Origin of the sequence: Candidatus Sodalis pierantonius str. SOPE, assembly GCF_000517405.1 — a bacterium.
Classification (GTDB): Bacteria; Pseudomonadota; Gammaproteobacteria; order Enterobacterales; family Enterobacteriaceae; genus Sodalis_C; species Sodalis_C pierantonii.
On record NZ_CP006568.1, the window covers coordinates 1966117 to 1992165 of the forward strand.

The window sequence follows — 26049 nt, forward strand, 5'->3', positions numbered from 1 at the left end:
ATTTATTCAACAAAGCGTCTTTTGGTGAGAAATATAGCTACAACGGCTTTAATGATTTATGGACAAAAGCACGGAATGAGGCTGGTAAGAGGTTGGAGAAAAGCCTCGACTTTACTTTTCATGACTTAAAAGCTAAGGGCATCTCAGATTATCAGGGCTCGACGAAAGATAAACAACTTTTCAGCGGTCATAAGACGGAATCACAGGTTCTAGTCTATGACAAAAAGGTAAGCGTAACCCCATCTCTCGACCGCCCTTTGGTAAGCGATAAGTCGAAAATACGCTAACTCAACGCTAACAGCGTTTTTAGTAACATAAAAGAAACGCTGTAACTCATTGAAAAGTGGCGGAGAGACAGGGATTTGAACCCTGGAAGGGATTGCTCCCTTAATGGTTTTCGAGACCGTCCCGTTCAGCCGCTCCGGCATCTCTCCTTTTTTGCGGTTGCTATCATGCCCTGTTTTGCGGCATTTTAACAGTATTAATCCGCCCTCACGATTCAAGTGACGACTTATCGAGCAACATGATGATCAAATGGCCATGGCAAAGCACGCATCCCGCCAGCTCAGATGAAACGAACTGGGATCGGGCGGTATCAATCCCGCTATTTAGCCCGCTCTCGGTCAATGAGCCGCTTTGTTGAATAAATCCGAAATTTGTGACGACTTCCTCCCTATCAGGGCGATTGTTACATGATGCGGACGCTGTTTGGCATTCCTAACAGCGTGATCCGGTTAAGCGCTTTGGCCATTGCCATAGCCTCACCTACCTGCGCGTCATAGTCATGCAGACTCAGATGACCACCCAGAAGTGTTTTAAACCGGAACATGGCCGTTTCAGCCAGTGAACGCCGGTGATGACCTACTTTCTTTTTCCAGGTATCGTTATTGCCGCTCAGATGCTGATTTGCCACCGCATGGTTACGCTCATGGTATCGAGCTGGCCAATATTGCGCACCACTTCGCGGTGGGATAAGCGGCTTTATTTTTTTCCTCAGCAGAGCATCATGACAGTAACGCGTATCGTAAGCACTGTCAGCCGACGCTTCCCTGATTTTCCGGTGGGTTTGGTTAATCAGCCCGGGCAGCGCCTGCGCATCTGTCGTACCGCTTAGCGATAAATCGGCACAGATAATTTCATGTGTCGCGCTATCTACTGCCAGATGAAGCTTGCGCCATACTCTGCGCCTCTCAGCCCCATGCTGCCTGACTTTCCATTCGCCTTCGCCGAAGATTTTCAGGCCGGTGCCATCGATGACCAGGTGTGAGATTTCGCCGCGGGTTGGCGTTTTTATGCTGATGTCGACGGTTTTTGCTCGCCGGCTGACCAGAGAGTAATCTGGGCAGCGCAGCGACAGCCCCATCAGTTTCAAAATCGCGTCAACGAAACCCTGTAACGCCCGGAGCGAAAGATTAAACACGCGCTTTATCATCAGAACCGTGGTAATGGCCATATCGGTGTAGTGAAGCGGCCGGCCACGATGTTCAGGTGGTGTACTCTCAGTCCATGCAGCAATGGCTGACTCATCAAGCCATACTGTCAGGTCCCCCCGCTGCCTAAGCGCATTGTTGTATGCGGGCCAGTTGGTGATTTTAAACTTTTGCTTTGCCATGGGGACCTGATGTTGAAACGAATGTAGTGATCAGAGCCGCCAGTCACCTAAAAGTTCGATTTATTCAACAAAGCCTCAATGAGCAGCAAAAACTGGTGGCGCTGGCAAAGAAATTTCTGCGGCAAAAGAAACTCGTTCCCTTGCAGACACTGGAATTGCATGCCCAGCAGCGGGCGCGCATTGCGCTGTTATTTTCCTTACCGGTGCTTGAGTTGGGGCTGGAATGGTTAGACGGCTTCCATGAAGTATTGATCTACCCGGCGCCCTTCGTGGTGGCCGATAGCTGGCAGGATGATTTTGGCCTGGTACACCAGGGCGAGGTGGTTCATTCCCGGCAAAGCTGGGATCAAGGCCCGGTGGTCCTCAACTGGCTCGAAATTCAGGATTCCTTTGATTTGTCGGGTTTCAATTTGGTTATCCATGAAACCGCTCACAAACTCGATTTACGTAACGCGGGCGTCGTCAATGGCGTGCCACTTATCCCGTTACGGGAGATCGCCCGCTGGGAACAGCTGCTCCATGGCGCCATGGCGGACCTACAGGATGAGGTTGAGCTGGTTGGGGAAGACGCGGCCAGCATGGATGCCTATGCTGCAAGCGACCCTGCGGAGTGCTTTGCCGTATTGTCGGAATACTTTTTCAGCTCTCCCGAACTGCTGGCGGAGCGATTCGGCGATCTTTACGGCTATTTCGTCCGCTTTTACCGTCAGGACCCGCTTTCAAGGCTCACAGCCTTGCGCGCCGGTCGCAGGCAGGATGCGCGCAGCCTGACCCAGGCGCCGGATTAAGCCAGCGCAAGCCCGTGATGTGGGCGCGATGGCTAGGTCTCAACAGCGCCTCTTGCCTCAATCTGGCGCTGAAAATCACCAATTCGGCTAAGCCTTGCGCAATTGCGCGATTTCATTCGGTTATCCGTTGACACCCCTTCGGTGTCCCGCTATGATTCGCCCCTTTCTCGCGATTCCTCTGTAGTTCAGTCGTGTAGAACGACGGACTGTTAATCCGTATGTCACTGGTTCGAGTCCAGTCAGAGGAGCCAAGATTCTTGAAAAGCCCGCTTCAGGGAACTGAAGCGGGCTTTTTGCTTTCGCCGGTATCTGACCCTCGGTAAACAGCGAAAAGCGGATGTAGCAACAACTGATGCAGTTGGCGTTGACGCATGAATGTCACTCTAGAGTGTACGCGCTATAGGCTATAAAGCGTTGAAAGGGATGGCGTCTCCCGCTCTAATGTCGCGGCTACGCATTGAAGACGCAGCCGGCAAGAATGTTAACTTTGTTTGTTCTGGTAGAGATCCCAGCGGTTGCCAAAGAGGTCTTCAAATACCAGAGCCCGTACCGGATTCTGTGTAAATACCTTTTCTCAGAAGTGACCATCCAGGCGGTCACCGAACTCGATAATAAAGCGGCTCATTGCCATGCGCCAGTCCCTCAAAGGCATTGTCCATTTCTGTGAGGCCGCCTGTATCGCCAGCCACACCACCTTTTTCACTGCGTCGTCGGTCGGGAACACCTTGCGCTTTTTGATGGCATGCCGGATCACGCTGTTTAACGACTCGATGGCGTTGGTCGTGTAGATCCTTGCGGATGTCCGTTGGGTAGGCAAAGAACGTGGCCAGATTGGCCCAGTTTGCCTGCCAGCTTCGACTTATTTGCGGGTAACGGATGTCCCAGGCACTGGAGAACGCTTCCAGCGCCTGCAAGCCGGCTTCTTCCGTAGGGGCCTGATAGATAGCTTTCAGGTCGTGGGTGACGGCCTTGTAGTCCTTCCAGGAGACGAACCGCAGGCTGTTGCGCACCATATGCACGATACACAGCTGGAGCCGCGCCTCCGGATACACCGCGTTAATAGCGTCAGGGAAACCTTTCAGCCCGTCTACGCAGGCGATAAGGATATCGTTCAGGCCGCGGTTTTTCAGCTCTGTCAGCACGTTCAGCCAGAACTTTGCGCCTTCATTTTCGGCCAGCCACATACCTAGCAACTCTTTCTGGCCTTCGATGTTGATGCCCTGCGCCAGGAACACAGATTTGTTGATGATGCGGCTGTCCTGCCGGACTTTTAGAACGATACAGTCAAGATAAACAATGGGATAGACTGCATCCAGAGGCCGGTTTTGCCATTCGACAACCTGCTCCATGACCGCATCGGTGACCTTTGAGACCAGCGTCGGCGAGACATCGGCGTCATACAGCTCTTTGAACGCGGCGGCGATCTCGCGGGTGGTCATCCCTTTGGCGTACAACGATAAAATCTGGTTATCCATCCCGGTAATCCGGGTCTGGTTCTTCTTCACCAGTTGCGGTTCAAAGGAACCGTCACGATCGCGCGGAGTACGCCGCGCCAGCGGGCCATCGCCAGTGGTAACGGTTTTTGTGGAATAGCCGTTGCGGGCGTTGGTCCCCGGTTTAGGCTGATTTTTATCGTAGCCGAGGTGATGGGTCATTTCGGCATTGAGAGCTGCTTCGACGCTGATTTTTTTCAGCAGCCGATCGAAGTGACTGATGATCTTCAGAGGTTTTGAGATTTTTGGCCAGTTCGTTAGCCAGAGCCTGCAACTGTTTTTCGTCCATAAATTAACCTGTTTTTGATGTTGGATTGAACATATCAAAATCAGGCAAATACACAAATTTCTAAACAGGCTCGGTCCTGCGCAACGATAGCGTGCTGCGCGGCACGGCCATTGGCGCCATTATTCTCACCGATAGCCAGATCGATCACTGCGCCGGGCTGCTCAGTCTGCGCGAAGGATGCCCGCACGATGTCTGGTGTACGCACGAGGTGTACGACGATTTAACCGAGGGTTTTCCGGTATTCACCCTTTTGCAACACTGGAACGGCGGCCTGCGTCACCATGCCTTAACGTCAGAGCAGCCGTTTGCCGTTAAGGTGTGCCCGGCACTCCGATTTACCGCCATTCCGCTACTGAGCAATGCGCCGCCCTACTCGCGTTATCGCGACCGGCCGCTGCCGGGCCACAATATCACCTTGCTGGTGGAAGACAGCCGCAGCGGCAAACGGCTGTTTTATGCCCCCGGGCTCGGCGAACCGACGCCCGCCTTACTTGCCTGGATGCGTCACGCCGATTGCCTACTGCTGGACGACACGCTGTGGACGGACGATGAAATGCAGACCGCCGGCGTGGGCACCCATCGCGGTCAGGAGATGGGTCATTTGGCGCTCGGCGGCGAACAAGGCTTGCTGGCGATGTTCAGCGAGATGCCCGCCGAGCGCAAAATCGTTATTCATATTAACAATACCAATCCCATCCTTGACGATGCTTCGCCGGAGCGCCGGCGGCTTATGCAGCAGGGCATCGAGGTGAGCTGGGACGATATGCACATCGAATTATAGGAATTGCCCATGGACCAAACCCTAGCCGCCCCGCTTTCCCCTGATGCCTTTGAACAGGCGTTAAGGGATAAAGGGGCCTATTATCACATCCACCATCCTTACCATATTGCGATGCATAGCGGTCAGGCTACACGGGCGCAGATCCAGGGGTGGGTGGCAAACCGCTTTTATTACCAGGTTTCGATCCCCCTTAAAGACGCCGCCATCATGGCCAATTTCCCCGACCCGGCGGTGCGTCGGCAATGGATCCAGCGCATTTTGGATCACGACGGCCGCGAGGGCCAGGAAGGCGGCATGGATGCCTGGCTGCGGCTGGGCGAGGCGGTCGGTTTGGCACCGGAGGAGCTGCTGTCGCAGCGGCGGGTGTTGCCAGGGGTGCGTTTCGCGGTGGACGCCTATGTCAATTTTGCCCGCCGCGCCTGCTGGCAAGAAGCGGCCTGCAGCTCGTTGACCGAACTGTTCGCACCGCATATCCATCAGTCGCGCCTGGACAGTTGGCCGCAGCACTATCCCTGGATTGACGGCGCGGGCTACAATTATTTCCGCAACCGCCTGAGCCAGGCGAATCGCGATGTGGAGCACGGTCTGCAGCTGGCGCTGACGTACTTCCGTACCTACGAATCGCAACAGCGGATGCTGCAAATCCTGCAGTTCAAGCTGGACATTCTTTGGAGCATGCTTGATGCAATGAGCATGGCCTATGAACTCCATCGCCCCCCTACCACACGGTAACCGCACAACCGGTTTGGCACCACGGAGGGCTGGTATGAACCCGGTGGGTCGTGAGGCTGTGCCCGCCTTTCGCCACGGCTTTCGCCTGCAGTGGGAAGCGGTACAGAATTGCCATGTGGTGCTGTACCCGGAGGGCATGGTCAAGCTCAACGACAGCGCCGCCGCCATTCTGCTGCTGGTGGATGGCGAACGACGTATCAGCGAAATAATCGACCAGCTTGCCGCCCGTTTCCCGGCGGCGGGCGATATTGGCGCCGACATCGACGAATTTATGCAGAGGGCGTATGAACAAAAATGGATCCGCTTTAACGACTGAGGCGGCCGCACAGGTTAATCCACCGCTGTGGCTGCTGGCGGAATTGACCTTTCGCTGTCCGCTACAGTGCCCCTATTGTTCCAATCCGCTGGATTTCGCCCAGCAAGATCAAGAGCTAACCACCGGGCAGTGGATCGAGGTTTTTCGCCAGGCGCGCGAGCTAGGCAGCGTTCAGCTCGGCTTTTCCGGCGGGGAGCCGCTGGTGCGCCAGGATTTGGGCGAACTCATCGGCGCGGCGTCGCAAATGGGATTTTACACCAATTTGCTGACCTCCGGCATCGGCCTGAGCGAGAAAAAGATCGCCCGTTTCGCTCGCGCCGGGCTGAATCATATCCAACTCAGTTTCCAGGCCAGCGACGAGACGCTTAACACCGCGCTGGCGGAATCGGCAAAGGCGTTCCAACAAAAACTGGCGATGGCGCACGCCGTGAAAGCCCATGGCTATCCCATAGTGCTCAATTTTGTACTGCATCGACACAATATCGATCAGATCGATCGCATTATTGAACTCTGCCTGCAATTGGAGGCCGACGATGTCGAGCTGGCGACCTGTCAATTTTACGGCTGGGCCAAACTCAATCGCGCCGGCCTGCTGCCCACCCGCGAGCAAATCGAACGGGCTGAACAGGTGGTCAATCGTTATCGTACGCGCATGAAAGCCGAAGGCAATCTGACCCGGCTGCTGTTTGTGACCCCGGACTATTATGAAGAGCATCCCAAAGGCTGCATGGGCGGCTGGGGCGCGCTGTTTATGTGCGTAAAGCCCGACGGCACCGCCCTGCCCTGCCATAGCGCCAGGCAGCTCCCGGTCCGGTTCCCCTCGGTGCGCGAACATGACTTACGCCATATCTGGTATCACTCGTTCGGCTTCAATCGGTTTCGCGGCCAGGACTGGATGCCCGAGCCGTGCCGCTCCTGCGATGAAAAAGAGAAGGATTTCGGCGGCTGTCGCTGCCAGGCATTTCTTCTAACGGGCGATGCCGCCAATGCCGATCCGGTCTGCGCCAAATCGCCCCATCACGACAAAATCCTGGCCGCGCGCGAGGAAGCCTACACCACCAAAATTCGTATTGGCGAACTGAATTTCCGCAACCGCTCCACGTCGCAGCTGTTTGCCAAGCCGTGAGCGCCTCGTGATGAGCGCGTCTGTCTCCCGTGACGCGGCCTGTGCCGCCTGGCAATTGCCCAACGGCCTAGCGGTACGGGTGCTCAGCACGCCGGGGAAGCCGCGCGCCGCCGCCCTGCTATCCGTGGCGGCCGGCTGCCATAACGAACCGCAGGCGTGGCCCGGTCTCGCGCATCTACTGGAGCATGTCCTGTTCGGTGACAGCCAGCAGTACCGCGGTGCCGAACGTCTGATGCCCTGGACGGAAGCCGCCGGCGGCCAGGTCAATGCCAGCACCGAAGCGGCCAGTACGCAGTTTTTCTTTGAGGTGCCGGCAGCGGCGCTGCAGCGCGCTGCGCACCTATCATCAGCGCTTCTTTCATGCCACCAACATGACACTGTGGTTGCAGGGACCGCAAAGCGAGCAAGCCCTGCGCGCTATCGCCGTCGCCTGCGCCCCGGCACTTTTAGTGCGTCCCCCTGGCCACCCCCCTGCCGGTCCGCCGCCCTTGAATTGGCGCCTGGCCGGCCCGCTGACGCTCCGTTGTCCCGACATGCCGCGCCTGGTGCTGGCTTTTGCGGTGACGGACATGCCCGCAGGGGCATCCGCGCCGCTGCCGCTGTTTAGGCAATTGTTGCAGGATGAGGCCGCCGGCAGCCTGCTGGATCACTTGCGCGGGCGCGGGTTATGCGACGGAGTGCGGCTGCTGCCTTGCTATCAGAACGCCGATCAAGGGATCGTGGCGCTGGTGTTTTCTTTACTGCCGGGCGGCGTAACGCGTGGGGGAGAGATTGCCGCGCTGCGGCACTACGCCGGATTGGCGGACGCGGCGCTTGCACGCTTATCGCTGCGGCTGGGTGACGACGGCGCTACACAGTCGGCACCCCCCTCTGGCGCGCCGTCAGGGCACTCTCACGCGACAGCGGCAGGTCTAAAGACCGAATCACACCCGCCTCCCGACACCGCCTTTCGTTTTTTCCCCTTCCCGGCACCAAAAGCGCCTGTCCTACAGCCCGACCGCGCAGTCAGGCTGCGTTATCTCCCGGCGTCGCGCCGGCGCGCCGTGCTGTTGCTGTGCCCGTAGACGGCAGGACACTGGGACGAGCGCCTGGGCTACCGTATTCAGTGCGCCCTGCGACCAGTAGCGGGCGCGCTGGCGCATCGAGGAGGGCTGCTGTCGTTCCAGCCTGAAGCGGGCCGCTGGACGCTGCTGCTCAGCGCGGCGCCGGCGCATATGCCGACCGCGCTGGCGCACACCATTGACCGCCTGCGATCGTTGACGGCGTATGATATCCAACAGGGGCTTTGGAGCCGGCAGGCGCACCGGGGGCATATGGGGGCGGAAATACCGGCACGGGCATTGCTGCATGCGCTGTCGCTGTGGCTGAACGCGCCTTTGCCGGCGGCCGACGAGCGTCCGCTCACGCCGGGAAGCATCAGCATCGACGCAATGCGCTGGGAAGCGCTGCTCTACGGCGGCGAGTCAGACCCTGTGGCGCGTCTGCTCGCCAGGTTTCCTGGCAGCGTGGTCCCGCCTGTCCGTCCGGCCCCGGCGCCGCGGCCGCCGGCCTCCTGGCTTGAGGTGAACACCGCTAATCCCGAGGCGGCGCTGCTGCTATTTTGCCCGGCGCCGGCGCGGTCGATGCCGGCAAACGCCGCCTGGCGGCTACTGGCGCTGCTGTATCAGTCGCGTTTTTTCCAGCGCCTGCGGGTGGATCAGCAGATTGGCTATATTGTTAGCTGCCGGTTCTATACCGCCGCGGAACAGGACGGCAACGGCCCTCACCCCCCGAACGCTGCTGCGCTACCACCAGCGTCTGCTGCGGGAAAACGAACGTTGGTGGCGGCTGAGTAATCAGAGGTCATCCGCTTAGCCCTGGTGCGCGCCGACGTTGCCGTATCTCCTGCTGCGCCCCGGCAGGCAATTACCTCCCCGGCCATAAAAATAACCGCACGGCATCGCCGGTCACGAGATAAAAACGGGCCTGTTTTTCCCGTTCTGCGCTGCTGATGAGGGCAAAGCGCACCGCAGCCCGTTAACTCCGTACGCTAAACCCACTCGCGCCCTTTAAAGGTCGTCTTCGCTATTATCAGCCAGCACTGTCATTGATTAAATAGCTTATCAATTCCTCACGCTAACAAAGAAAGTAAAAGCACGGGAAAATAAACCAACAAAAAAATAAATGCATCCATTAAATGAGTACATAAGGTTTTTTATTTCCGCCGTCAAAACGGCTTTAGACAATATCCGTTACCGTTACAGACAAATTATTTACTTAATTTTAGGAATGTTTTAAGCAGCAGTTGAAAAAAAGGTATTCTTGCCTCAACAGGGCCTTGGCGAAAATGATTTTTACGCCACGCTGAACGATAGCGGGATAATTCTCCGCTGCCGGAGGAGTATTTAACCAATTCAGTGCGGCAACGCACGCTATTACCCGCCGCCCAATCTCTGCGGCTACGCTGTTCGGCTTTGCCACGGTGGCGCGCTCAATGAACGGTGGCGAGGAACGCGGTTTTATTGCATTCCCTGTCATTTAATTGGTAATTAATGTCGTATTGACAACATTACGCTATAACACTTTCGGCGATCGCTGCATCACGCCGTCAATATAAACACACTATAAGGTTAATACCCCATGAAAAGATCTTTGTTATTGATGACGCCGCTGTTGTTGGCCGGCATGAGTCTTTCCGCTTTCGCCGCCCAGCCTATTACGCGGCAGGACGCCGTAAATAAACAGGCCTTGGGCACCATCTCCGTCACCGGCGCCGCGAATTTAGATGAATTAGAGCGCAATATCGCGCAAAAAGCGGATCGGGCCGGCGCAAAATATTATGTGATTATCGCCACCACCGGAAAAAATCGGCTGCACGGCGACGCCTTGCTATACCAATAATAGCTTCGCTCCGTCATTCTTGGCAGCTTGATCGCAATCTGGCGATAGACCCGGCGCTGGCGCTCGCCCCTCCCGCGTCTTTCAGGTTATGATGCCCCAGAACTGTATCCACCCTAGAGGCGAAAATGACGGCATGGGATCCGGCGCTTCCGTGCTACATATGGGCACGTAATGATGCGCTCATGCGCGATTATCACGACACGGAATGGGGCGTGCCGTAGCATGACGGCCGCATGCTGTGGGAAATGCTGATGCTGGAAGGCTTTCAAGCCGGGTTGTCCTGGATTACCGTGCTGCGAAAACGCGCGGCTTTCCGCGAAGCGTTTTGCGGCTTTGACCCACGCCAGGTGGCCGCGTTCACCGAGCAGGGCGTACAACGCCTGCTGGCCGATGCGGGTATTATCCGCGCTCGCGCGAAAATTGAGGCGACGATCGCCGGCGCCCGCCTCTATTGCCACATGGCGGCCCACGGGGAATCATTCAGCGACTTTTGCTGGCATTTCACCGGCGGTCAGGTGCTGAAAGGCGACGGCGTCACGCAGGTCGCCTCGACGCCGCTTTCAACACGGATTTCCTCTGAGCTGAAAAAACGCGGCTTTAAATTTGTAGGGCCGACGATTGTTTACGCCTGGATGCAGGCCGTCGGAATAGTGAATGATCACAGCGCCGAATGCTTCTGCCGAGAGCGGCGGGCCCCCCACCGCTAATCCAGAGCATTGCCAACGGGGCGCTGTTCGCCCCGCATGGCTTGGGGTGACATCTTCGCAGGCGGCAAGCCCGCTATTGTCGCTGCAAATGGCTTGGAGCATCCTCCTGCTCGCACGGCGCCAGACGGTCCGCATGATAACCGCCGGCGCAAGCGGTTCAGCCGCAGGGTTAGCCTTGCCGGGCGCTTTGCACGCTCTCAGCCAACGCGCCGTCCAGCGCGCCCACCAACCAGTCGATATCCCCTGACTGAAACGCCAGCGGCGAACGCAATTTTAATACGTTGCCGTACGAGCCGGCCACAGACATCAGCACGAAGCGATCGCGCAATTTTTCAATGATATCCAGCGCCAACGCTTTATCCGGCGTTTTGCGCTCGCGATCGCTCACCAGTTCAAAACCGATAAACAACCCGGCGCCGCGCACGTCGCCTACGCAAGAGTATTTTGCCGCCAGCCCCCGCAGTTCCTCCTGCAGCCGGTTGCCGACGCGAAGGCTATGGGCCTGGAGATCTTCGCGCGCAATGACGTCCAGTACCGCCTCTGCCGCCGCCATCGATACCGGATTGCCGCCAAAAGTATTGAAATACGGAATGCGATCGCTGAATGCCGCCAGCACCTCACTTTTGGCCAGCAGGCCGGAAACGGGCATGCCATTGCCCATGGGCTTGCCGACGGTGACAATATCCGGCACGATGCCGTGGCGGCCGAATCCCCAGAAGGCTTCGCCGGTGCGGGCAAAACCGGGCTGAACTTCATCGGCGATAAAAATGCCGCCATTTTTATGCACCACCTCCACCACCGGCTGCAAGAATCCGCGCGGGCCGACCATTACGCCGTCCGAGGAGAAGATGGAATCCGCCAGCAGCCCGGCGAATTTGATGCCGTGCGCCGCCATATCGTCGATTTGCCGCTGAATTTCATTGGCGAACCAGGCGCCTAAATCCGGCGTCTCGACGCGATAACGATCCGGCGGCGCTACCAGCCGGGTGGTCGGCGCCAGCGGCTGCCCGCTGCCCAGCGCCGGGGATGCGCCAGAGGTGAGATCGCTGGTGCCATGGTAGGCTTCCTGGCTGACGATAATCCCCGTGCCGCCGCTCCAAGCGCGGGCGACCCGGATGGCCAGATCGTTGGCTTCGGAGCCGGTACACATGTACATGGCTACATGGCGCGGTCGATTTCCGCCGGCAGAGTGGCCAGCAGCCGTTCGCTATAATCAAGGATCGTTTCATGCAGATAGCGGGTATGGGTATTCAACTGGCTCATCTGCCGATGGACGGCGTCGATAACCGCCGGATGACAGTGGTCGATACTGGCGACATTGTTGTACGCATCCAGATATTGATGTCCGGCGGCATCCCACAAATATTGCCCCTTGCCGCGCACCAAATGCACCGGTTTGCGATAAAACAGCCGGTAGGATCCTCCCAGCAACCTGCCGCGCCGCTCGGTCAACCGCCGGGCGTCGTCATCCAGACCCGCCGCATGCTCCGCACGAAAACTGTTCGTATCCATGATGGTAGAACGTGACGCCATAATGCTTTCCTCTGAACGCTGTTAACCTTTTGCCGGCATCGCCCGCGCTGAAGACATTCGCCTTCGGGTCACCGGACAGTCATGATGCCTCTCATGATGAACGCTTTGCGGTAAAATGCAATAAAATCCACAAATGCAACCAAACGCACATCACGGCTATGCCCATGAGGGCAAGTTTGTCATAATGGTCGCGGTCCCCTACGCACCGGCGTCCGGTTGGATTGCGCAGGTCATGGCGCGGGCCGCCATCGGTTTAAGGTTGACTATGCTTCAGGAAACCCGTCTACATCGGATAAGCGCGCTGCTGGCGACGCTCGATCGCGTGATCACCGGCCGCATCAGTGAAGCGCTGGGTATTTCCCGCGAAACCGCGCGGCGGGATATCATCACGCTGGAGGCGCTCGGCGTGTTGCGCCGGGTACACGGCGGCGCGGTGGCGGTCAAACCAACATCCGAGCCGCCACTGGCCGTGCGCAGCGCGGTGCGCGCCAGGGAAAAACGCGCCATCGTCCGCGCCGCGGCGCGACTCTGATGCAGCCAGGGCAAACGGTTTTTCTCGACGCCGGCAGCACCACCACGATGCTGGCGGAAGAGTTGAGCGCCATGGCCGGTTTAACCATTTTCACCAACAGTCTGGATGCCGCGCGCAAGCTGGCGGCGGCCAGCGAGCAGACGCCCGGTGCGCATCAGGTGATCGTGATAGGCGGTGAACTTGCCCCCAGCGGCCATGCGCTAATCGACGCCGCCGCGATCGCCAACATTTATCGCTACCGGGCGGATTTCTCCATGCTCTCCCCGGTCGGTATCGATGCTAACGACGGCGCCAGCAGCTATGATCATCAGGAAGCCGAAGTGGCGCGGGCAATGACCCAGTGCGCGGCCAGACTGGTGATTCTGGCGGACCACGGCAAGCTTGGCGTGACCAGCCGCGCGGTTTACGCCCCGCCCGCCGATATCGCGCTGCTGATAACGGATAAAGCCGCGGTGGAACAGCCGGCATTCCAAGCGTTGAGTCGGGTCTTGAACGAAGCCATAATCGCCGAATAAATGTCATCGCGCGCCCCGGCGCCCTGTTTAGCGCCGGCGGACCGGCGCGCGGTGACGCTCACCGAGCCGGAGGCACAGCCCATGAACATCCGCAAACGGGATTTCCCCACCGAAAAGGCGCGTCAATACCTGGAGCCAGGCCCTATTGTGCTGCTCTCCTCGCACCGGCGCGGGCAAAACAATATCATGACGTTAGGTTGGCATACGATGTTGGAATTTTCGCCGTCGCTACTCGGCTGCGTCATTGCCGCCGGCAATCACAGTTTCTCCCTGGTGCGGGACAGCGGCGAGTGCGTCATTAATCTGCCCACCACCGACTTGACCGATAAGGTCGTGGCGATAGGCAATACCAGCGGCGCCAGCGTCGATAAATTTCGTGAAAATGGCCTGACGCCGGTCAAGGCAACGAAGGTCAGCGCGCCGCTGATTGCCGAATGTCACGCCAACTTCGAGTGTCGCCTCTACGATGACCAATTGGTGGACCGCTACAACTTCTTTATTTTCGAGATAGTCAAAGCCCATGTCGCCGCGCGGCCGCGGCATCCGCAGACGCTGCACTATACCGGCGAGGGGGTGTTTATGGTGGCAGGCGACATCATCAGCCGGCGCGGCCAATTCAAACCCGAGATGCTGTAGCCATATCCTGTGGTGCACGGCATGCGGCGTCCGCGCAAGGCAGGTATGACAGCCGGCGCCCGCGCTATCCCTTATCCATGCGATTAACTGTGCTGGTACCTTTGGAGGCGTACGCTGCCGCCCATCAAAGCGCGGGTCATAACGGCTATCTGTTTACCCACCTCGGCGCGCGTCGCCTGCACCACCGCCGTCACGTGGCACGGGATCACAGTGTCCACCGGCAGGCCGTCATAGACGATAAGAGACACACGCGCCAGCAGCCCCGCCTGTTGCAGCGCGTTGGCCGCGCCGTCGCCCAGCGCATCGCAGTCGGTAATGATCGCGGGGGGCGGCGCGGGCAACGCCAGTAGTTCACGGGTGGTCAGAAAGCCGGCCCGGCGATTGGCCTCTACCCTGCGCTGATACTCCGCCGGGCACGTCAGCCCGGCCTGGCGCATCGCCGCCAGGTAGCCCTCGAGCCGTTGCTGAACGTACATCTGGTGGTTACTGCTGCCCAGCCAGGCGATACGCCGGTGCCCCAGCCGTGCCAAAGGTTCCACCGCGAGCACGCCGCCCTGGTAATTGTCGAAATCGAACCAGGCATGCTGGCTCCCTTGACCGCTGTGCTGGTTCCGGTCACATCCGATCACTGATTCCGATTTCACCCGATCACTAATTCTGATTTCATCCGATCACTGATTCCGGTCGCCCGATCAGCGATTCCGATTCTGTCCGAGCGCTCATCTTCTGTTCCGCCATACTCTGGAGACTTTTAGCTTCCGGGGGCATGGCACGTAAAAAGAAGAAAGCGAGAACGGAAATGTGCATCTATATTAATGTCTTACGTATGAAATTCGAGCAGCGTCGCTCGAATCGCACTATCGCAGCAGCGCTCGACATAGGCTGTACTACCGTGCACGATATCCTCGGCCGATTCACGATAGCTAACCTGGTCTGGCCATTGCCGGCGGAACTGTCCCCCCGTCGACCTCGACCGCCTGCTCTATCCCGACAAATCCGGAAAAGTTATCAATACCTTACCCAGCTGGCTTGATATCGATACCGAGTTAAGCCGCAAGGGCATGACCAAGCAGCTGCTCTGGATGGAATATCAGTCCGCCGTGGGCGGTGATGCCCTCGGTTACTCACAGTTTTGTGCACTGTTCCGTGACTGGAAAAAGAAGCAGCGGCGTTCCATGCGCATGGAGCACAAGGCTGGCGAAAAGCTCTTCATCGACTTCTGTGGCCCCACCGTACCTATCGTCAACCCTGCGACCGGTAGCGTACGCCAGGTCGCTATCTTCGTCGCTGCCATGGGCGTGTCAGGCTATGCGTATATCGAAGCCTGCGAAGGCCAGGACATGGCATCGTGGCTCAACGCCAATAGCCGCTGCCTGCACTTCATGGGTGGGGTTCCGGAGCTGATGATACCTGATAATCTGCGCAGCGCTGTCAGCACCCCTGACGACTATGAGCCGGTCATAAACCATAGCTACCAGGCGCTGGCAAATCACTATGAAACAGTGGTGCTACCGGCGCGCCCGAGAAAACCGAAAGACAAGGCGAAGGCAGAATCAACTGTGCAGCTGGTAGAACGCTGGGTTTTGGCCCAGTTGCGTAAACGTAGGTTCTACTCGCTGGCCGAACTCAACCAGGTGATACGAGAACTCAATCATGAGTTGAATCTGCGCCCGATGCGTCATTACGGCGGACAAAGTCGCCTTGAACGCTTCGAGCAGCTGGACAAACCGGCTCTTGGGCCTCTACCGCCCACACAATGGGAATACAGTGAGTATCTCGTTGCCCGAGTGGGACCTGATTACCACATAGACTACGGCAAAAACTGGTACTCGGTGCCGCATCCGCTGGTTGGCGAGCGCGTTGACGTCATCGCCACCCAACGGCTGGTGCAAATCCACCATAAGGGCGTCTGCGTGGCTACGCACCCTCGCAGCGATAACGCCTATAGGCACACGACTCAGGCGGCGCACATGCCGGCTAACCATAAGGGGCAGAGTCAGTGGACGCCGGAAAGACTGTGCAGTTGGGCGCTGTCGGTGGGTGTGTGCACACTGAAAGTGGTCGAGTCCATCCAAAAGAGCAAAGCCCATCCGGAGCAGGCTTACCGCTCCGTGCTGGGGCTACTCAATCTGCAACGGCGCTATGAGACGACGCGACTGGAGAAGGCCTGCGCGCTGGCGTTGGAGAAAGGGTGCATTAACCGCTCTTTCATAGCCAACGTATTGAAACACGGTCGTGAAAGTGAGGTCACCCAGGACGGAGCCGGCGTATCAATGCTGGTTCACGAAAACCTCCGAGGTCCGGACAGTTATCACTAAGGAGAATAAATATGGATACACTGTTAATGGCTCTGCGAGAGCTGAAGTTGTCGGCAATGGTCCAAGCGTTGGAGACGCAACGCGAACTCCCGGGGAGTTATGGAGAGCTGGGGTTCAAGGAGCGGTTGTCGCTGATGGTAGAAGCGGAAAATTTGCATAGAAAAAACAACCATATATTCCGTCTGCGACGGCAATCGCAAATGCGCTTGCAGGCAAAACCGGAAGATATCCTCTATATCCCTAGCCGAGGAGTGACACCGGAACAGATGCGAGATCTGCTAGGGGGACAATATCTGAAATATCAGAAAAGCATACTCATCACGGGGCCGACAGGTACGGGCAAAACCTGGCTCAGTTGTGCGCTTGGTGAGCAGGCATGCCGGCAGCAATATAGCGTGCGTTACTGGCGAGTGGGTCGGTTGCTGGCCCATCTTCACCAGTGTCAGGTAGACGGGACCTATCTAAAACAGCTTAAGCAGTTAGAAAAAATAGAGTTACTGATCTTGGACGACGTGGGCCTTGAATCAATAAGTCCGATGCAGGCAACGATGCTGTTGGAGGTGATGGAAGATCGCTACGACAAAAGCAGCAGCATCCTGATCAGTCAACTGCCGGTGAAAAAATGGTATGGACTGATAGAAAACCCCACGACAGCTGACGCGTTACTCGATCGGTTAGTACACCCCAGCTATAGACTGGAACTTAAAGGCGAATCACTACGCAAAGAGCAAGGAGTAGCCAGCACAGGAAAAATAGACTAAACCCGAGTCAGAAGATGAGCGAACATGTGATCGAATATCACTGGAATAACTGATCGGATGTCGCCGGAACAGCTGATCGGATACGTCGGAATCTGCAACCGCTGCGCCCCAGCGCCAAAAACGGCAGAGCATGTTGCCGCAGGTGGCTCAACCGCTCGTCTTGCTCAAGGGTATGCGCCAGAGCCTGTTTAGAAATTTGTGTATTTGCCTGATTTTGATATGTTCAATCCAACATCAAAAACAGGTTAATTTATGGACGAAAAACAGTTGCAGGCTCTGGCTAACGAACTGGCCAAAAATCTCAAAACTCCTGAAGATCTCAGTCACTTCGATCGGCTGCTGAAAAAAATCAGCGTCGAAGCAGCTCTCAATGCCGAAATGACCCATCACCTCGGCTACGATAAAAATCAGCCTAAACCGGGGACCAACGCCCGCAACGGCTATTCCACAAAAACCGTTACCACTGGCGATGGCCCGCTGGCGCTGCGTACTCCGCGCGATCGTGACGGTTCCTTTGAACCGCAACTGGTGAAGAAGAACCAGACCCGGATTACCGGGATGGATAACCAGATTTTATCGTTGTACGCTAAAGGGATGACCACCCGCAAGATCGCCGCCGCGTTCAAAGAGCTGTATGACGCCGATGTCTCGCCGGCGCTGGTCTCAAAGGTCACCGATGCGGTCATGGAGCAGGTTGTCGAATGGCAAAACCGGCCTCTGGATGCAGTCTATCCCATTGTTTATCTTGACTGTATCGTTCTAAAAGTCCGGCAGGACAGCCGCATCATCAACAAATCTGTGTTCCTGGCGCTGGGCATCAACATCGAAGGCCAGAAAGAGTTGCTAGGTATGTGGCTGGCCGAAAATGAAGGCGCAAAGTTCTGGCTGAACGTGCTGACAGAGCTGAAAAACCGCGGCCTGAACGATATCCTTATCGCCTGCGTAGACGGGCTGAAAGGTTTCCCTGACGCTATTAACGCGGTGTATCCGGAGGCGCGGCTCCAGCTGTGTATCGTGCATATGGTGCGCAACAGCCTGCGGTTCGTCTCCTGGAAGGACTACAAGGCCGTCACCCGCGACCTGAAAGCTATCTATCAGGCCCCCACGGAAGAAGCCGGCTTGCAGGCGCTGGAAGCGTTCTCCAGTGCTGGGACATCCGCTACCCGCAAATAAGTCGAAGCTGGCAGGCAAACTGGGCCAATCTGGCCACGTTCTTTGCCTACCCAACGGACATCCGCAAGGTGATCTACACGACCAACGCCATCGAGTCGTTAAACAGCGTGATCCGGCATGCCATCAAAAAGCGCAAGGTGTTCCCGACCGACGACGCAGTGAAAAAGGTGGTGTGGCTGGCGATACAGGCGGCCTCACAGAAATGGACAATGCCTTTGAGGGACTGGCGCATGGCAATGAGCCGCTTTACTATCGAGTTCGGTGACCGCCTGGACGGTCACTTCTGAGAAAAGGCATTTACACAGAATCGTGTACAGGGTCTATGCGCCACGATAAGCGCATTCACTCGCTGACTTTCGATAAGCCGGATATAGGCCGGCGGCTGCGTCTCGCATTTGTCGGACACCAAGAGCAGATCGATATTGCCGTGCGCCAGCTCGCTGCTAATGCAGCCTATCATTTCCAGAAAGGCGGCATTATTCAACACCCGCGGCTGTAGCGGATACACCAACCCCACCGCCTCGGTCCTCCCCATCTTCAACCGCCTGGCGAGCGCGTTGGGTCTGTATTCCAAGCGGTTCGCTTCCGCCAGCACCCGCTCGCGCGTCGAGGCAGAGACATCGCTATAACCGTTGATAGCGCGGCTGACGGTGGTGACGGATAACCCGAGCGTTTTGGCAATGGCTTTCAGCGACACGGCGTTCCGTAAGGGTGAACGGAGATAAGAACGTTAATCTAAAAGATTTCCATAACAAACGCTAGCCGCGGCGACGATCAATTTCAGCGCGCGCGCGTTCGCGGCACGATAGCGCCGGGCGAAGGGTGTAACTTTTAACCAGATCACATTTCCAAAACGTTTCCGCTACATCCGAAACGTTTCGGTTCTATCTTTTACTCACCTTTTTATCGCGTCAAGTCGTCACCCCTTCGAGGTCGTCATCATGCAGGTACCGCTTCAGGTTAGCCATTTGCGTAATGGCGCGTTCTGGCTATTTGCCCTGTTTCTGTTCGACTATTTTTTTATCATGGCGGCTTATTACCCTTTTTTTCCCTTGTGGCTGCACGACATCAATCAGTTAAGCAAATCCAATACGGGTCTGGTCTTCGGCAGCATTGCCCTGTTCGCACTGGCGCTCCAACCGATTATGGGGTCTCTTTCGGATAAATTAGGGCTGCGCAAAACGCTCATCGCCATCATCGTGGGCTTGCTGGTGTCATCCGCACCGTTTTTTATTTATGTTTTCAGCCCGCTGCTACACAAGAATATCAAGCTCGGGGCGCTGGTCGGCGGCGCCTATTTGGGCTTTGTCTTTACCGGCGGATCGCACGTTTTAGAAGCCTATGTGGAAAAAGTCAACCGCCACTGTGGATTCGAGTATGGCAAGGCACGGCTCTTCGGTTGTTTGGGTTGGGCGCTGTGCGCATCGGTGGTCGGCATGTTGTTCAGCGTTAATTGCCAATGGGTGTTCTGGCTGGCGTCGGGTTGTGCGCTGATCCTGGTGGTGCTGCTTTGGCTTGCCAGGCCGGATCATGCCCCGGGCAGGGTCAACCCTGCGCCGACGCCCTCCCCCCCTACTCCAGCGTTTAGCCTGAAAACCGCCGCCGATCTGCTGAAAAAGCCAGACGCTTGGTGGTTCATGCTTTATATAATCGGCGTCCCCTGCGTCTACGATGTTTTCGATCAGCAGTTCGCCAACTTTTTTACCTCGTTTTTCACCACGCACCAGCGCGGCACGCAAATTTTCGGTTTTGTCACCACCGGCGGCGAAGTGCTTAACGCCCTGATTATGTTTTTTACCCCGTTTATTATCGGCAAAATCGGCAGCAAAAATGCCCTATTGCTGGCGGGCGGGATTATGGCGTTTCGTATCATTGGCTCAGCCTTCGCCACGAGCGCTGTCGAAGTTATTCTCCTGAAGATGCTGCATATGCTTGAGGTCCCTTTTTTATTGGTGGGATCATTTAAATATATTACCCGCGTGTTTGAGGTGCGTTTCTCGGCCACCGTTTATCTTATCGGCTTCTGTTTTAGTAAACAGCTGTCGATGATCTTCATGTCCTATTTCGCCGGCCGTCTTTACGATCTTATCGGTTTTCGATCCACCTACCTGATATTGGGGGGCGTGGTGTTGACCTTTACCCTTATCGCCGCCTTTTTTCTCAACGGCCGTTCCGCCGCTACCGAGGCGTCTGGCCGCCACCGCGTTCAATAAGGAGCTCGTTATGGAAAAGTCGCTGGTCCAATTGCAAAGCCCCCGCGTGACGGTCATCATCCGTTGCCTGCCGTTTCCGGAATTAATTTACTGGGGGCGCTCACTCGCCCACGGCGATGCGCATCGAATTGACCTTGTGCAAAGAAACCGGCGTGCTGCGCACTCGCCAGCTGCTGACCAACGGCGGCGAGGAAGACTATTGGGCTAATCGCCTTGCGGTCACCTTGACCTTACCCGATCGCGCCCGCGAGGTGATGGCGTTCCACGGGCGCTGGATAAGCGAATTCCGCCGCCATCGCCTCAACCTGGCGCACGGCGGCTTTGTACAGGAAAACCGCCGCGGACGGACCTCCCATGAATACTTTCCGGCCCTGGTGATAGGCCAGCCGGGTTTTAGCGAACAGCAAGGCAAGCTCTGGGGCCTGCATTTGGCCTGGAGCGGCAATCACCGCCTGCGGGCGGATTGTAAAAGCGACGGACGCCGGCAGATGCAGGCCGAAGCGCTCTATTTCCCTGGCGAAATCGTTCTGGCGCCCGATGAATCCCTCAGCACCCCCTGGGTCTACACCACGTGGTCGGGAGAGGGTCTTAACGGTATGAGCGCGGCCTTTCATCGCTACTTGCGCCAATCGCGCCTCCCGGCGGCGGTGGCGTCGCCACGCCCGGTGCATCTTATATACCTGAGAGGGTATCTATTTCGATCATCAGCCGGACTATATTGAACAAATGGCGCAACGGGCGGCAGCGCTGGGCGTAGAGCGATTCATTATCGATGATGGCTGGTTTCGCGGCCGCAACAGCGACACGACGGCGCTGGGGGATTGGTATACCGACCCGGAAAAATACCCACAGGGCCTGACGCCGGTCATCGACGCGGTCAAGCGCACCGGTATGCAGTTCGGCATTTGGGTAGAGCCGGAAATGATAAGCCAGGACTCGTTGTTGTTTCGCAAACACCCGGACTGGGTACTGGGACTGGCGTCCTATCCCCGACCGCTCGGACGGAATCAATGGGCACTGGATTTGTGCAACGAAGCGGTGTATCGCTACTTGTTGGCGCGCCTGAGTTGGCTTTTGGGCGAGCACGATATCCGCTATGTAAAATGGGACTTCAACCAGCTAGGTGGTGCAGCCCGCCCATGGCGGACAGGCCAGCATGACCCGTCAGACCCGTCAGATGTATCGCCTGTTTGATGAGTTAAACCAGCGTTTTGGGCAGGTGGAGTTTGAATCCTGCGCCTCGGGCGGCGGGCGGATGGACTACGCCATGCTGAAACGCTGCTGCCGTTTTGGCCCTCAGACAGCAATGATGCGCTGGACCGACAACAGATTCAGCGCGGCGCCAGCTATTTCTTTCCCCCCGAGGTGCTCGGCACGCATATCGGCGATTCACCGTGTCACGCCACCGGCCGGCGACACACGCTACAGTTCCGCGCCCTGACCGCACTGTTTGGCCATATGGGCATTGAACTTGATCCGGTGCGGGCCGACGCCGAACAGCAGGCCAGCTTTGCTCACTATATCGCGCTGTATAAACAGCTGCGCCCGCTGCTGCATCACGGTCGTGCGTTCCGTATTGATGCTGAGCAGCCGGGGCAGCTGATTCACGGGGTGATAGCGGAAGACGCCTCTACAGCGGTAGTGCTGATAAGCCAGCCGACATTGCCGGAATATGCGTTGTGTGGGCAACTGCGCGTTCCCGGGCTGACCCCCGCGCGCCGGTATCGGGCAAGGTCTGGGATAAACCCGACAGCCTATGCCAACCGCGCAACAGCGCGATGAAACGCTACCCCGCCTGGCTAACGCATACCCTGACCCTCAGCGGCGACTGGCTCGCCGAAGTCGGCCTGGCGATGCCGGTGCTGGAGCCCGAATCCGCCCTGCTGCTGGGATTTATCGCTGAATAGCCGCCGGCGCCGCCCGACCGTGCGTTGTTTCGCTGTGCTGGGTCGGCAGGCGCGGTCTGATCTCGCGCAGAGACGAATATGATCGACGTTGAGCGTTACCGGCGATATAATGTGGCCGCTCCGGCATGTCAGTCACCCGACGCCGCCACATCGGCCCGGCCGAGGACGTTCGCACTTATTTGGTGCTTTGGCACCAGAATGGTGAAAATGCCGCACCGCATTATCGCAACAGCGCGCAGCGTTAATGCCTGCGGGACCGATATGCCCGTTGAGAACCTGATTAATCACGCTTAATCGGGTTTTTTCTGTCCTGCGCCGGTGTCCGAAGAGTGGCATAACGATTGCTTGGGCAGTGCAGACATCTTCTCAGAGATTAAAAACACATGTTGGAAAAACTATTTAAATTGACGGCCCACCGCACCACGGTACGTACCGAGATTGTCGCGGGCCTGACGACCTTTTTGGCAATGGCTTATATCTTGTTTGTCAACCCGACTATTCTCAGCGCCACCGGTATGGACAAAGGCTCGGTGTTTGTTGCGACCTGTCTTGCGGCGGCAATCGGCTCTATGTTGATGGGGTTTATCGCCAACTACCCGATCGCCCTGGCGCCCGGCATGGGGCTGAACGCCTTTTTCACCTATACCGTCGTGTTGCATATGGGGTATACCTGGCAAATCGCGCTGGGTGCGGTGTTCCTGTCGGCGTTGATTTTCTTTGCGCTGTCGATTTTTAAAATCCGCGAATGGATCAGCACCAGCATTCCCCTGCCGCTGCGTTCGGGTATTGCCGCGGGTATCGGTTTATTTCTGGCTATCATCGCGCTACAGGGCGCCGGCATCGTGGTGGATAATCCGGCGACGCTGGTCGGCCTGGGCGATCTCACCCGGCCGGGACCGCTGTTTGCCATGCTGGGCTTCATTGTTATCGTGGTGCTGGAAGCGCGGCGCGTGCCGGGCGCGGTGTTAATCGGTATTCTGGCGATTACTTTTCTGTCCATCGCGGTAGGCATCAGCCCGCTTGCCGGCGTCGTCTCCATGCCGCCATCAATCGCCCCGACCTTCCTGCGGCTGGACATCCGCGGCGCTTTGGATATCTCGCTGGTGAGCGTCATTTTCGCCTTCCTGTTTGTGGACGTGTTTGATAACTCCGGCACGCTTATCGGCGTGACCAAACGCGCAGGGCTGGCGGATGAACAGGGCAATATCCCTAAAATGGGCAAAGCGCTGGTGGCCGACAGCGCCGCGGCGCTTTTTGGCTCGCTGTTAGGTACCTCCACCACCACCAGCTATGTCGAATCCGCCGCGGGCGTCAGCGCCGGCGGCCGCACGGGTCTCACGGCGATTGTCGTCGGTACCCTGTTCCTGCTCAGCCTGTTTTTCGCGCCGCTGGCCTCAAGCGTCCCCGCGTTCGCTACCGCGCCGGCGCTGCTGTTCGTGGCGGTGCTGATGACCTCCGGGTTGGCAGAAATAGACTGGAGAGATATCACCGTGTCGGCCCCGGTCACCGTTACCGCCCTGACCATGCCGCTGACCTACTCGATTGCCAACGGCATCGCCTTCGGTTTCATTACCTGGACGCTGGTAAAACTGCTGACCGGCCGTTATCGCGATCTGAACGTGGCGCTGATTGTGCTGTCGATTCTGTTTGTCATCAAGCTGGGCTGGCTCAGCGCCTAATGCCGTATACGGACCGCCCGGCGAGCGCCGGCGCGGCCCGTTCACCGCCAATACCCCCGCGGTTGCCGAAACGTCCTTTCCCCCTTTCAAAGACCGCTACGGGCCGTATTACCCGGTCCAAGACTGCATGCTAAACGAGGTCCGCCGCGCGGATAAGCGGCGCCTGCGGCGGCATAGCCCGCTATCGCGGCAACCGGTGCCGCGGGTCGGCGTCGCATTCATTGATGATAAGACGCCGCGCGGCCATGATCTGGCGCCGGCCCCGGCGAAGTTTAGAGCGCCGCGGGTTTGACTGCCGCCAGCCCCGCCGCATAATCCGGCGTAGACATGGCCCACAGATAAAACGACGCGATGCTGCCATAGGGGGCGTAGCGGCGGCGATACCGCTCGAATCGATCCCGCGGCAGCGTTTTGTGACGATAAAGATGCATCATGCCGCGCCGGATGGCCAAATCTCCCCAGCTCAGCACATCAGGCCTGCCCAGGGAGAAAATCATCAACATCTCCGCCGTCCAGACGCCAATGCCCGGCAGGCGGGATAAGGTGGCGATCACCTGTTCATCGCTGGCCTGATGAATGGCGCTCAAATCCAGCTCGCCGCTCATGGCGGCACTGGCGGCGCCCTTGATATATAACGCCTTTTTCATCGACATTCCGCAGCCTTGAATCGCCTGCGCCGGCAGCGCTTCCAGCCGTTGCGGCGTCACCGAGCCGGCTAGCGCCAGGAGACGGGCGTTGACCGTCAGGCCCGCCTTGGTGGATATTTGCTGGTCGACAATGTTTCTGACCAGCGCGGCAAACAAATCCGGCATCATCCCACGCCGGAGTATGCCAAAATGTGCAATGGCCTGCGCCATGCGCTTATCCCGCCTGGCCAGCCAATCGGTTTCTTTGCTGTCGTACTCGAAAAACATTGCCGTCATGATCCCCTCGCGCTCACGTCATGGCAGTAGATGCCGCGATAATCATATCATCTTGTTAATAGTGATATTATTCATTTACTATGGCAGGGTTAGACGGCGCGTGGCCTGGCTACCGCCGGCATTTTTGACAAGAGGACGTTTTATGAAACCACGCAAAGTCATGATCATCGGTACCGGCAATGTCGGCGCGTCCGCCGCCTATGCTCTGTTAAACCAGCAAATCGGCGAAGAACTGATTCTGATGGACATCAATCAGGCGCGGCTGGAAGGCCAGCACAAAGATCTGGCCGATGCGGCGGCCTATATGCCAAGCCGGGTGACGGTCAGCAGCCGCAGCGCGGCGGATTGCGCCGATGTCGATATCGCCGTCATTACCGTGTCAGGAGGCAGTCTGAAACCGGGCCAGACCCGGCTGGATGAGCTGGACGCCACTGCCGGAATCGTCGGGCAGATTGTGCCGCAAATGATGGCGGGCGGCTTTAACGGTATTTTCCTCATCGCCACCAATCCCTGCGATATTATTACCTATCAGGTATGGAAACTGTCGGGATTGCCCCGCCATCGCGTCCTGGGCACCGGCGTTTGGCTGGATACCACCCGGCTGCGCCGCCTGTTGGCGGAGCAGTTGGATATCGCGCCGCAAAGTATCGACGCGTTTATTGTGGGGGAACATGGCGACAGTCAATTTCCGGTCTAGTCCCATTGCGCGGTATACGGTATGCCCCTAGAGGAATTCAGCCGCAGTAAAAACGGTCAAACGCTGGATTTCGCCGCGCTGGCGGAACGTACCCGCAAAACCGGCTTCGACATTTATGCCCAGAAGGGCTGCACGGAATATGGCGTCGCCGGCACCATCGCCGAGATTTGCCGCAACCTTCTAACCGGCAGTCACCGCGCCCTGACGGTCTCCTGCGTGCTGGATGGCGAATACGGCCAGCGCGGTCTGGCCATCGGCGTACCGGCGGTGATGTCGCAAGACGGCGTAGCGCAAATTATCGAGCTGGATTTCACGCCGCAGGAGCGGCGCCAATTTGAGACATCCGCGGCGGTCATTGAGCAAAACATCCGGCGGCTGGCGGTGATGCACCATTGAGCTGCGGTCAACGGCGGCCGGCCTCCGCGCGCCGGCCGTTGC

At 57.6% G+C, this 26049-nt stretch carries 13 protein-coding genes, 2 tRNA genes and 13 pseudogenes; 21 read left to right on the forward strand and 7 right to left on the reverse strand.

Annotated elements, in window-relative coordinates:
- Nucleotides 1–20 precede the first annotated feature (20 nt).
- Nucleotides 21–318 (forward strand): annotated as a pseudogene (locus SOPEG_RS29460) (site-specific integrase); the annotation flags it as partial.
- A gap of 26 nt (nucleotides 319–344) precedes the next feature.
- Here the strand turns inward: SOPEG_RS29460 and SOPEG_RS10125 are convergent.
- Nucleotides 345–434, reverse strand: a tRNA-Ser gene (locus SOPEG_RS10125).
- A gap of 254 nt (nucleotides 435–688) precedes the next feature.
- The gene (locus tag SOPEG_RS10130; RefSeq protein WP_025245246.1) at nucleotides 689–1612 is read right to left on the reverse strand and encodes an IS5-like element ISSoEn1 family transposase; all 924 of its coding nucleotides are present in this window, start codon (nucleotides 1610–1612) and stop codon (nucleotides 689–691) included.
- Between the two features lie 26 nt (nucleotides 1613–1638).
- Between SOPEG_RS10130 and mtfA the strand changes: the two genes are divergently transcribed.
- Nucleotides 1639–2400, forward strand: coding sequence for a DgsA anti-repressor MtfA (mtfA, locus tag SOPEG_RS10135; RefSeq protein ID WP_025245247.1), 762 nt, complete (start codon nucleotides 1639–1641; stop codon nucleotides 2398–2400).
- 174 nt (nucleotides 2401–2574) lie between these two features.
- Nucleotides 2575–2651: transfer RNA gene (locus SOPEG_RS10140), tRNA-Asn, on the forward strand.
- Nucleotides 2652–2974: 323 nt separating this feature from the next.
- On the opposite strand, the pseudogene SOPEG_RS10145 reads toward SOPEG_RS10140, so the two are convergent.
- Nucleotides 2975–4182: pseudogene (locus SOPEG_RS10145) on the reverse strand (IS256 family transposase).
- A 76-nt stretch (nucleotides 4183–4258) separates the two neighbouring features.
- On the opposite strand from SOPEG_RS10145, the pseudogene pqqB reads away from it, so the two are divergent.
- The 9 genes and pseudogenes from pqqB to SOPEG_RS10185 all read left to right on the forward strand — a co-directional run.
- A pseudogene (gene pqqB, locus SOPEG_RS10150) lies at nucleotides 4259–4963 on the forward strand (pyrroloquinoline quinone biosynthesis protein PqqB); the annotation flags it as partial.
- Nucleotides 4964–4972: 9 nt separating this feature from the next.
- Nucleotides 4973–5733 (forward strand): annotated as a pseudogene (gene pqqC / locus SOPEG_RS10155) (pyrroloquinoline-quinone synthase PqqC).
- 5 nt (nucleotides 5734–5738) lie between these two features.
- On the forward strand, nucleotides 5739–6011 hold the full coding sequence (pqqD, locus tag SOPEG_RS10160; RefSeq protein WP_025245249.1) for a pyrroloquinoline quinone biosynthesis peptide chaperone PqqD: 273 nt from the start codon (nucleotides 5739–5741) through the stop codon (nucleotides 6009–6011).
- The gene (pqqE, locus tag SOPEG_RS10165; protein WP_025245250.1) at nucleotides 5980–7137 is read left to right on the forward strand and encodes a pyrroloquinoline quinone biosynthesis protein PqqE; all 1158 of its coding nucleotides are present in this window, start codon (nucleotides 5980–5982) and stop codon (nucleotides 7135–7137) included. The genes pqqD and pqqE overlap by 32 nt, the downstream gene beginning before the upstream one ends.
- Nucleotides 7138–7147: 10 nt before the next feature.
- Nucleotides 7148–7411, forward strand: a pseudogene (locus SOPEG_RS30870) (insulinase family protein); the annotation flags it as partial.
- A 97-nt stretch (nucleotides 7412–7508) separates the two neighbouring features.
- Complete coding sequence (locus SOPEG_RS10170; RefSeq protein WP_025245251.1) at nucleotides 7509–8201, forward strand: insulinase family protein; 693 nt, start codon at nucleotides 7509–7511, stop codon at nucleotides 8199–8201.
- Nucleotides 8202–8249: 48 nt separating this feature from the next.
- The gene (locus tag SOPEG_RS10175; RefSeq protein WP_417903450.1) at nucleotides 8250–8972 is read left to right on the forward strand and encodes a hypothetical protein; all 723 of its coding nucleotides are present in this window, start codon (nucleotides 8250–8252) and stop codon (nucleotides 8970–8972) included.
- A gap of 784 nt (nucleotides 8973–9756) precedes the next feature.
- Nucleotides 9757–10017: a multiple stress resistance protein BhsA gene (bhsA, locus tag SOPEG_RS10180; protein WP_025245253.1), complete on the forward strand. Its 261-nt coding sequence runs from the start codon at nucleotides 9757–9759 to the stop codon at nucleotides 10015–10017.
- A gap of 125 nt (nucleotides 10018–10142) precedes the next feature.
- A pseudogene (locus tag SOPEG_RS10185) lies at nucleotides 10143–10724 on the forward strand (DNA-3-methyladenine glycosylase I).
- 169 nt (nucleotides 10725–10893) lie between these two features.
- Here SOPEG_RS10185 and SOPEG_RS10190 read toward each other — a convergent pair.
- Nucleotides 10894–12257, reverse strand: a pseudogene (locus tag SOPEG_RS10190) (aspartate aminotransferase family protein).
- A 265-nt stretch (nucleotides 12258–12522) separates the two neighbouring features.
- Here SOPEG_RS10190 and SOPEG_RS10195 point away from each other — a divergent pair.
- Nucleotides 12523–13304 (forward strand): annotated as a pseudogene (locus SOPEG_RS10195) (DeoR/GlpR family DNA-binding transcription regulator).
- Between the two features lie 81 nt (nucleotides 13305–13385).
- A complete protein-coding gene (locus tag SOPEG_RS10200) occupies nucleotides 13386–13940 on the forward strand; it encodes a flavin reductase family protein (RefSeq protein WP_038469949.1) in 555 nt (184 codons plus the stop codon).
- An 83-nt stretch (nucleotides 13941–14023) separates the two neighbouring features.
- Here SOPEG_RS10200 and SOPEG_RS10205 read toward each other — a convergent pair whose 3' ends face one another.
- A complete protein-coding gene (locus SOPEG_RS10205) occupies nucleotides 14024–14602 on the reverse strand; it encodes a substrate-binding domain-containing protein (RefSeq protein ID WP_081742978.1) in 579 nt (192 codons plus the stop codon).
- Between the two features lie 104 nt (nucleotides 14603–14706).
- Between SOPEG_RS10205 and istA the strand changes: the two are divergent.
- The 3 genes and pseudogenes from istA to SOPEG_RS10220 all read left to right on the forward strand — a co-directional run bounded on the left by istA (nucleotide 14707) and on the right by SOPEG_RS10220 (nucleotide 18479).
- Nucleotides 14707–16258 (forward strand): annotated as a pseudogene (gene istA, locus SOPEG_RS10210) (IS21 family transposase).
- Nucleotides 16259–16269: 11 nt separating this feature from the next.
- Nucleotides 16270–17019 (forward strand): IS21-like element ISSoEn3 family helper ATPase IstB, encoded by a 750-nt coding sequence (istB, locus tag SOPEG_RS10215; protein ID WP_025245257.1) that lies wholly within the window; start codon nucleotides 16270–16272, stop codon nucleotides 17017–17019.
- 252 nt (nucleotides 17020–17271) lie between these two features.
- Nucleotides 17272–18479 (forward strand): annotated as a pseudogene (locus tag SOPEG_RS10220) (IS256-like element ISSoEn2 family transposase).
- 35 nt (nucleotides 18480–18514) lie between these two features.
- Here SOPEG_RS10220 and SOPEG_RS10230 read toward each other — a convergent pair.
- A pseudogene (locus tag SOPEG_RS10230) lies at nucleotides 18515–18889 on the reverse strand (LacI family DNA-binding transcriptional regulator); the annotation flags it as partial.
- 244 nt (nucleotides 18890–19133) lie between these two features.
- On the opposite strand from SOPEG_RS10230, the gene SOPEG_RS10235 reads away from it, so the two are divergent.
- The 3 genes and pseudogenes from SOPEG_RS10235 to SOPEG_RS10245 all read left to right on the forward strand — a co-directional run bounded on the left by SOPEG_RS10235 (nucleotide 19134) and on the right by SOPEG_RS10245 (nucleotide 23991).
- On the forward strand, nucleotides 19134–20405 hold the full coding sequence (locus tag SOPEG_RS10235) for an MFS transporter (RefSeq protein ID WP_051419615.1): 1272 nt from the start codon (nucleotides 19134–19136) through the stop codon (nucleotides 20403–20405).
- 116 nt (nucleotides 20406–20521) lie between these two features.
- Nucleotides 20522–22312: pseudogene (locus SOPEG_RS26255) on the forward strand (alpha-galactosidase).
- Between the two features lie 383 nt (nucleotides 22313–22695).
- Entirely contained in the window at nucleotides 22696–23991 is a 1296-nt protein-coding gene (locus tag SOPEG_RS10245; protein WP_025245267.1) for an NCS2 family permease, read from the forward strand.
- A 272-nt stretch (nucleotides 23992–24263) separates the two neighbouring features.
- Here the strand turns inward: SOPEG_RS10245 and SOPEG_RS10255 are convergent, their stop codons facing one another.
- Nucleotides 24264–24905: a DNA-3-methyladenine glycosylase family protein gene (locus SOPEG_RS10255; protein WP_025245268.1), complete on the reverse strand. Its 642-nt coding sequence runs from the start codon at nucleotides 24903–24905 to the stop codon at nucleotides 24264–24266.
- A 151-nt stretch (nucleotides 24906–25056) separates the two neighbouring features.
- On the opposite strand from SOPEG_RS10255, the pseudogene SOPEG_RS10260 reads away from it, so the two are divergent.
- A pseudogene (locus SOPEG_RS10260) lies at nucleotides 25057–26007 on the forward strand (L-lactate dehydrogenase).
- The last annotated feature ends 42 nt before the right edge of the window (nucleotides 26008–26049 follow it).

What these genes read in the sequence shown, in the direction of transcription:
- SOPEG_RS10255 (WP_025245268.1), bottom strand. Translation starts at nt 24,905, where the DNA reads ATGTTTTTCGAGTACGACAGCAAAGAAACCGATTGGCTGGCCAGGCGG.
- pqqE (WP_025245250.1), top strand. Translation starts at nt 5,980, where the DNA reads ATGAACAAAAATGGATCCGCTTTAACGACTGAGGCGGCCGCACAGGTT.
- SOPEG_RS10130 (WP_025245246.1), bottom strand. Translation starts at nt 1,612, where the DNA reads ATGGCAAAGCAAAAGTTTAAAATCACCAACTGGCCCGCATACAACAAT.
- bhsA (WP_025245253.1), top strand. Translation starts at nt 9,757, where the DNA reads ATGAAAAGATCTTTGTTATTGATGACGCCGCTGTTGTTGGCCGGCATG.
- SOPEG_RS10200 (WP_038469949.1), top strand. Translation starts at nt 13,386, where the DNA reads ATGAACATCCGCAAACGGGATTTCCCCACCGAAAAGGCGCGTCAATAC.
- SOPEG_RS10245 (WP_025245267.1), top strand. Translation starts at nt 22,696, where the DNA reads ATGTTGGAAAAACTATTTAAATTGACGGCCCACCGCACCACGGTACGT.
- SOPEG_RS10170 (WP_025245251.1), top strand. Translation starts at nt 7,509, where the DNA reads ATGACACTGTGGTTGCAGGGACCGCAAAGCGAGCAAGCCCTGCGCGCT.
- istB (WP_025245257.1), top strand. Translation starts at nt 16,270, where the DNA reads ATGGATACACTGTTAATGGCTCTGCGAGAGCTGAAGTTGTCGGCAATG.
- SOPEG_RS10235 (WP_051419615.1), top strand. Translation starts at nt 19,134, where the DNA reads ATGCAGGTACCGCTTCAGGTTAGCCATTTGCGTAATGGCGCGTTCTGG.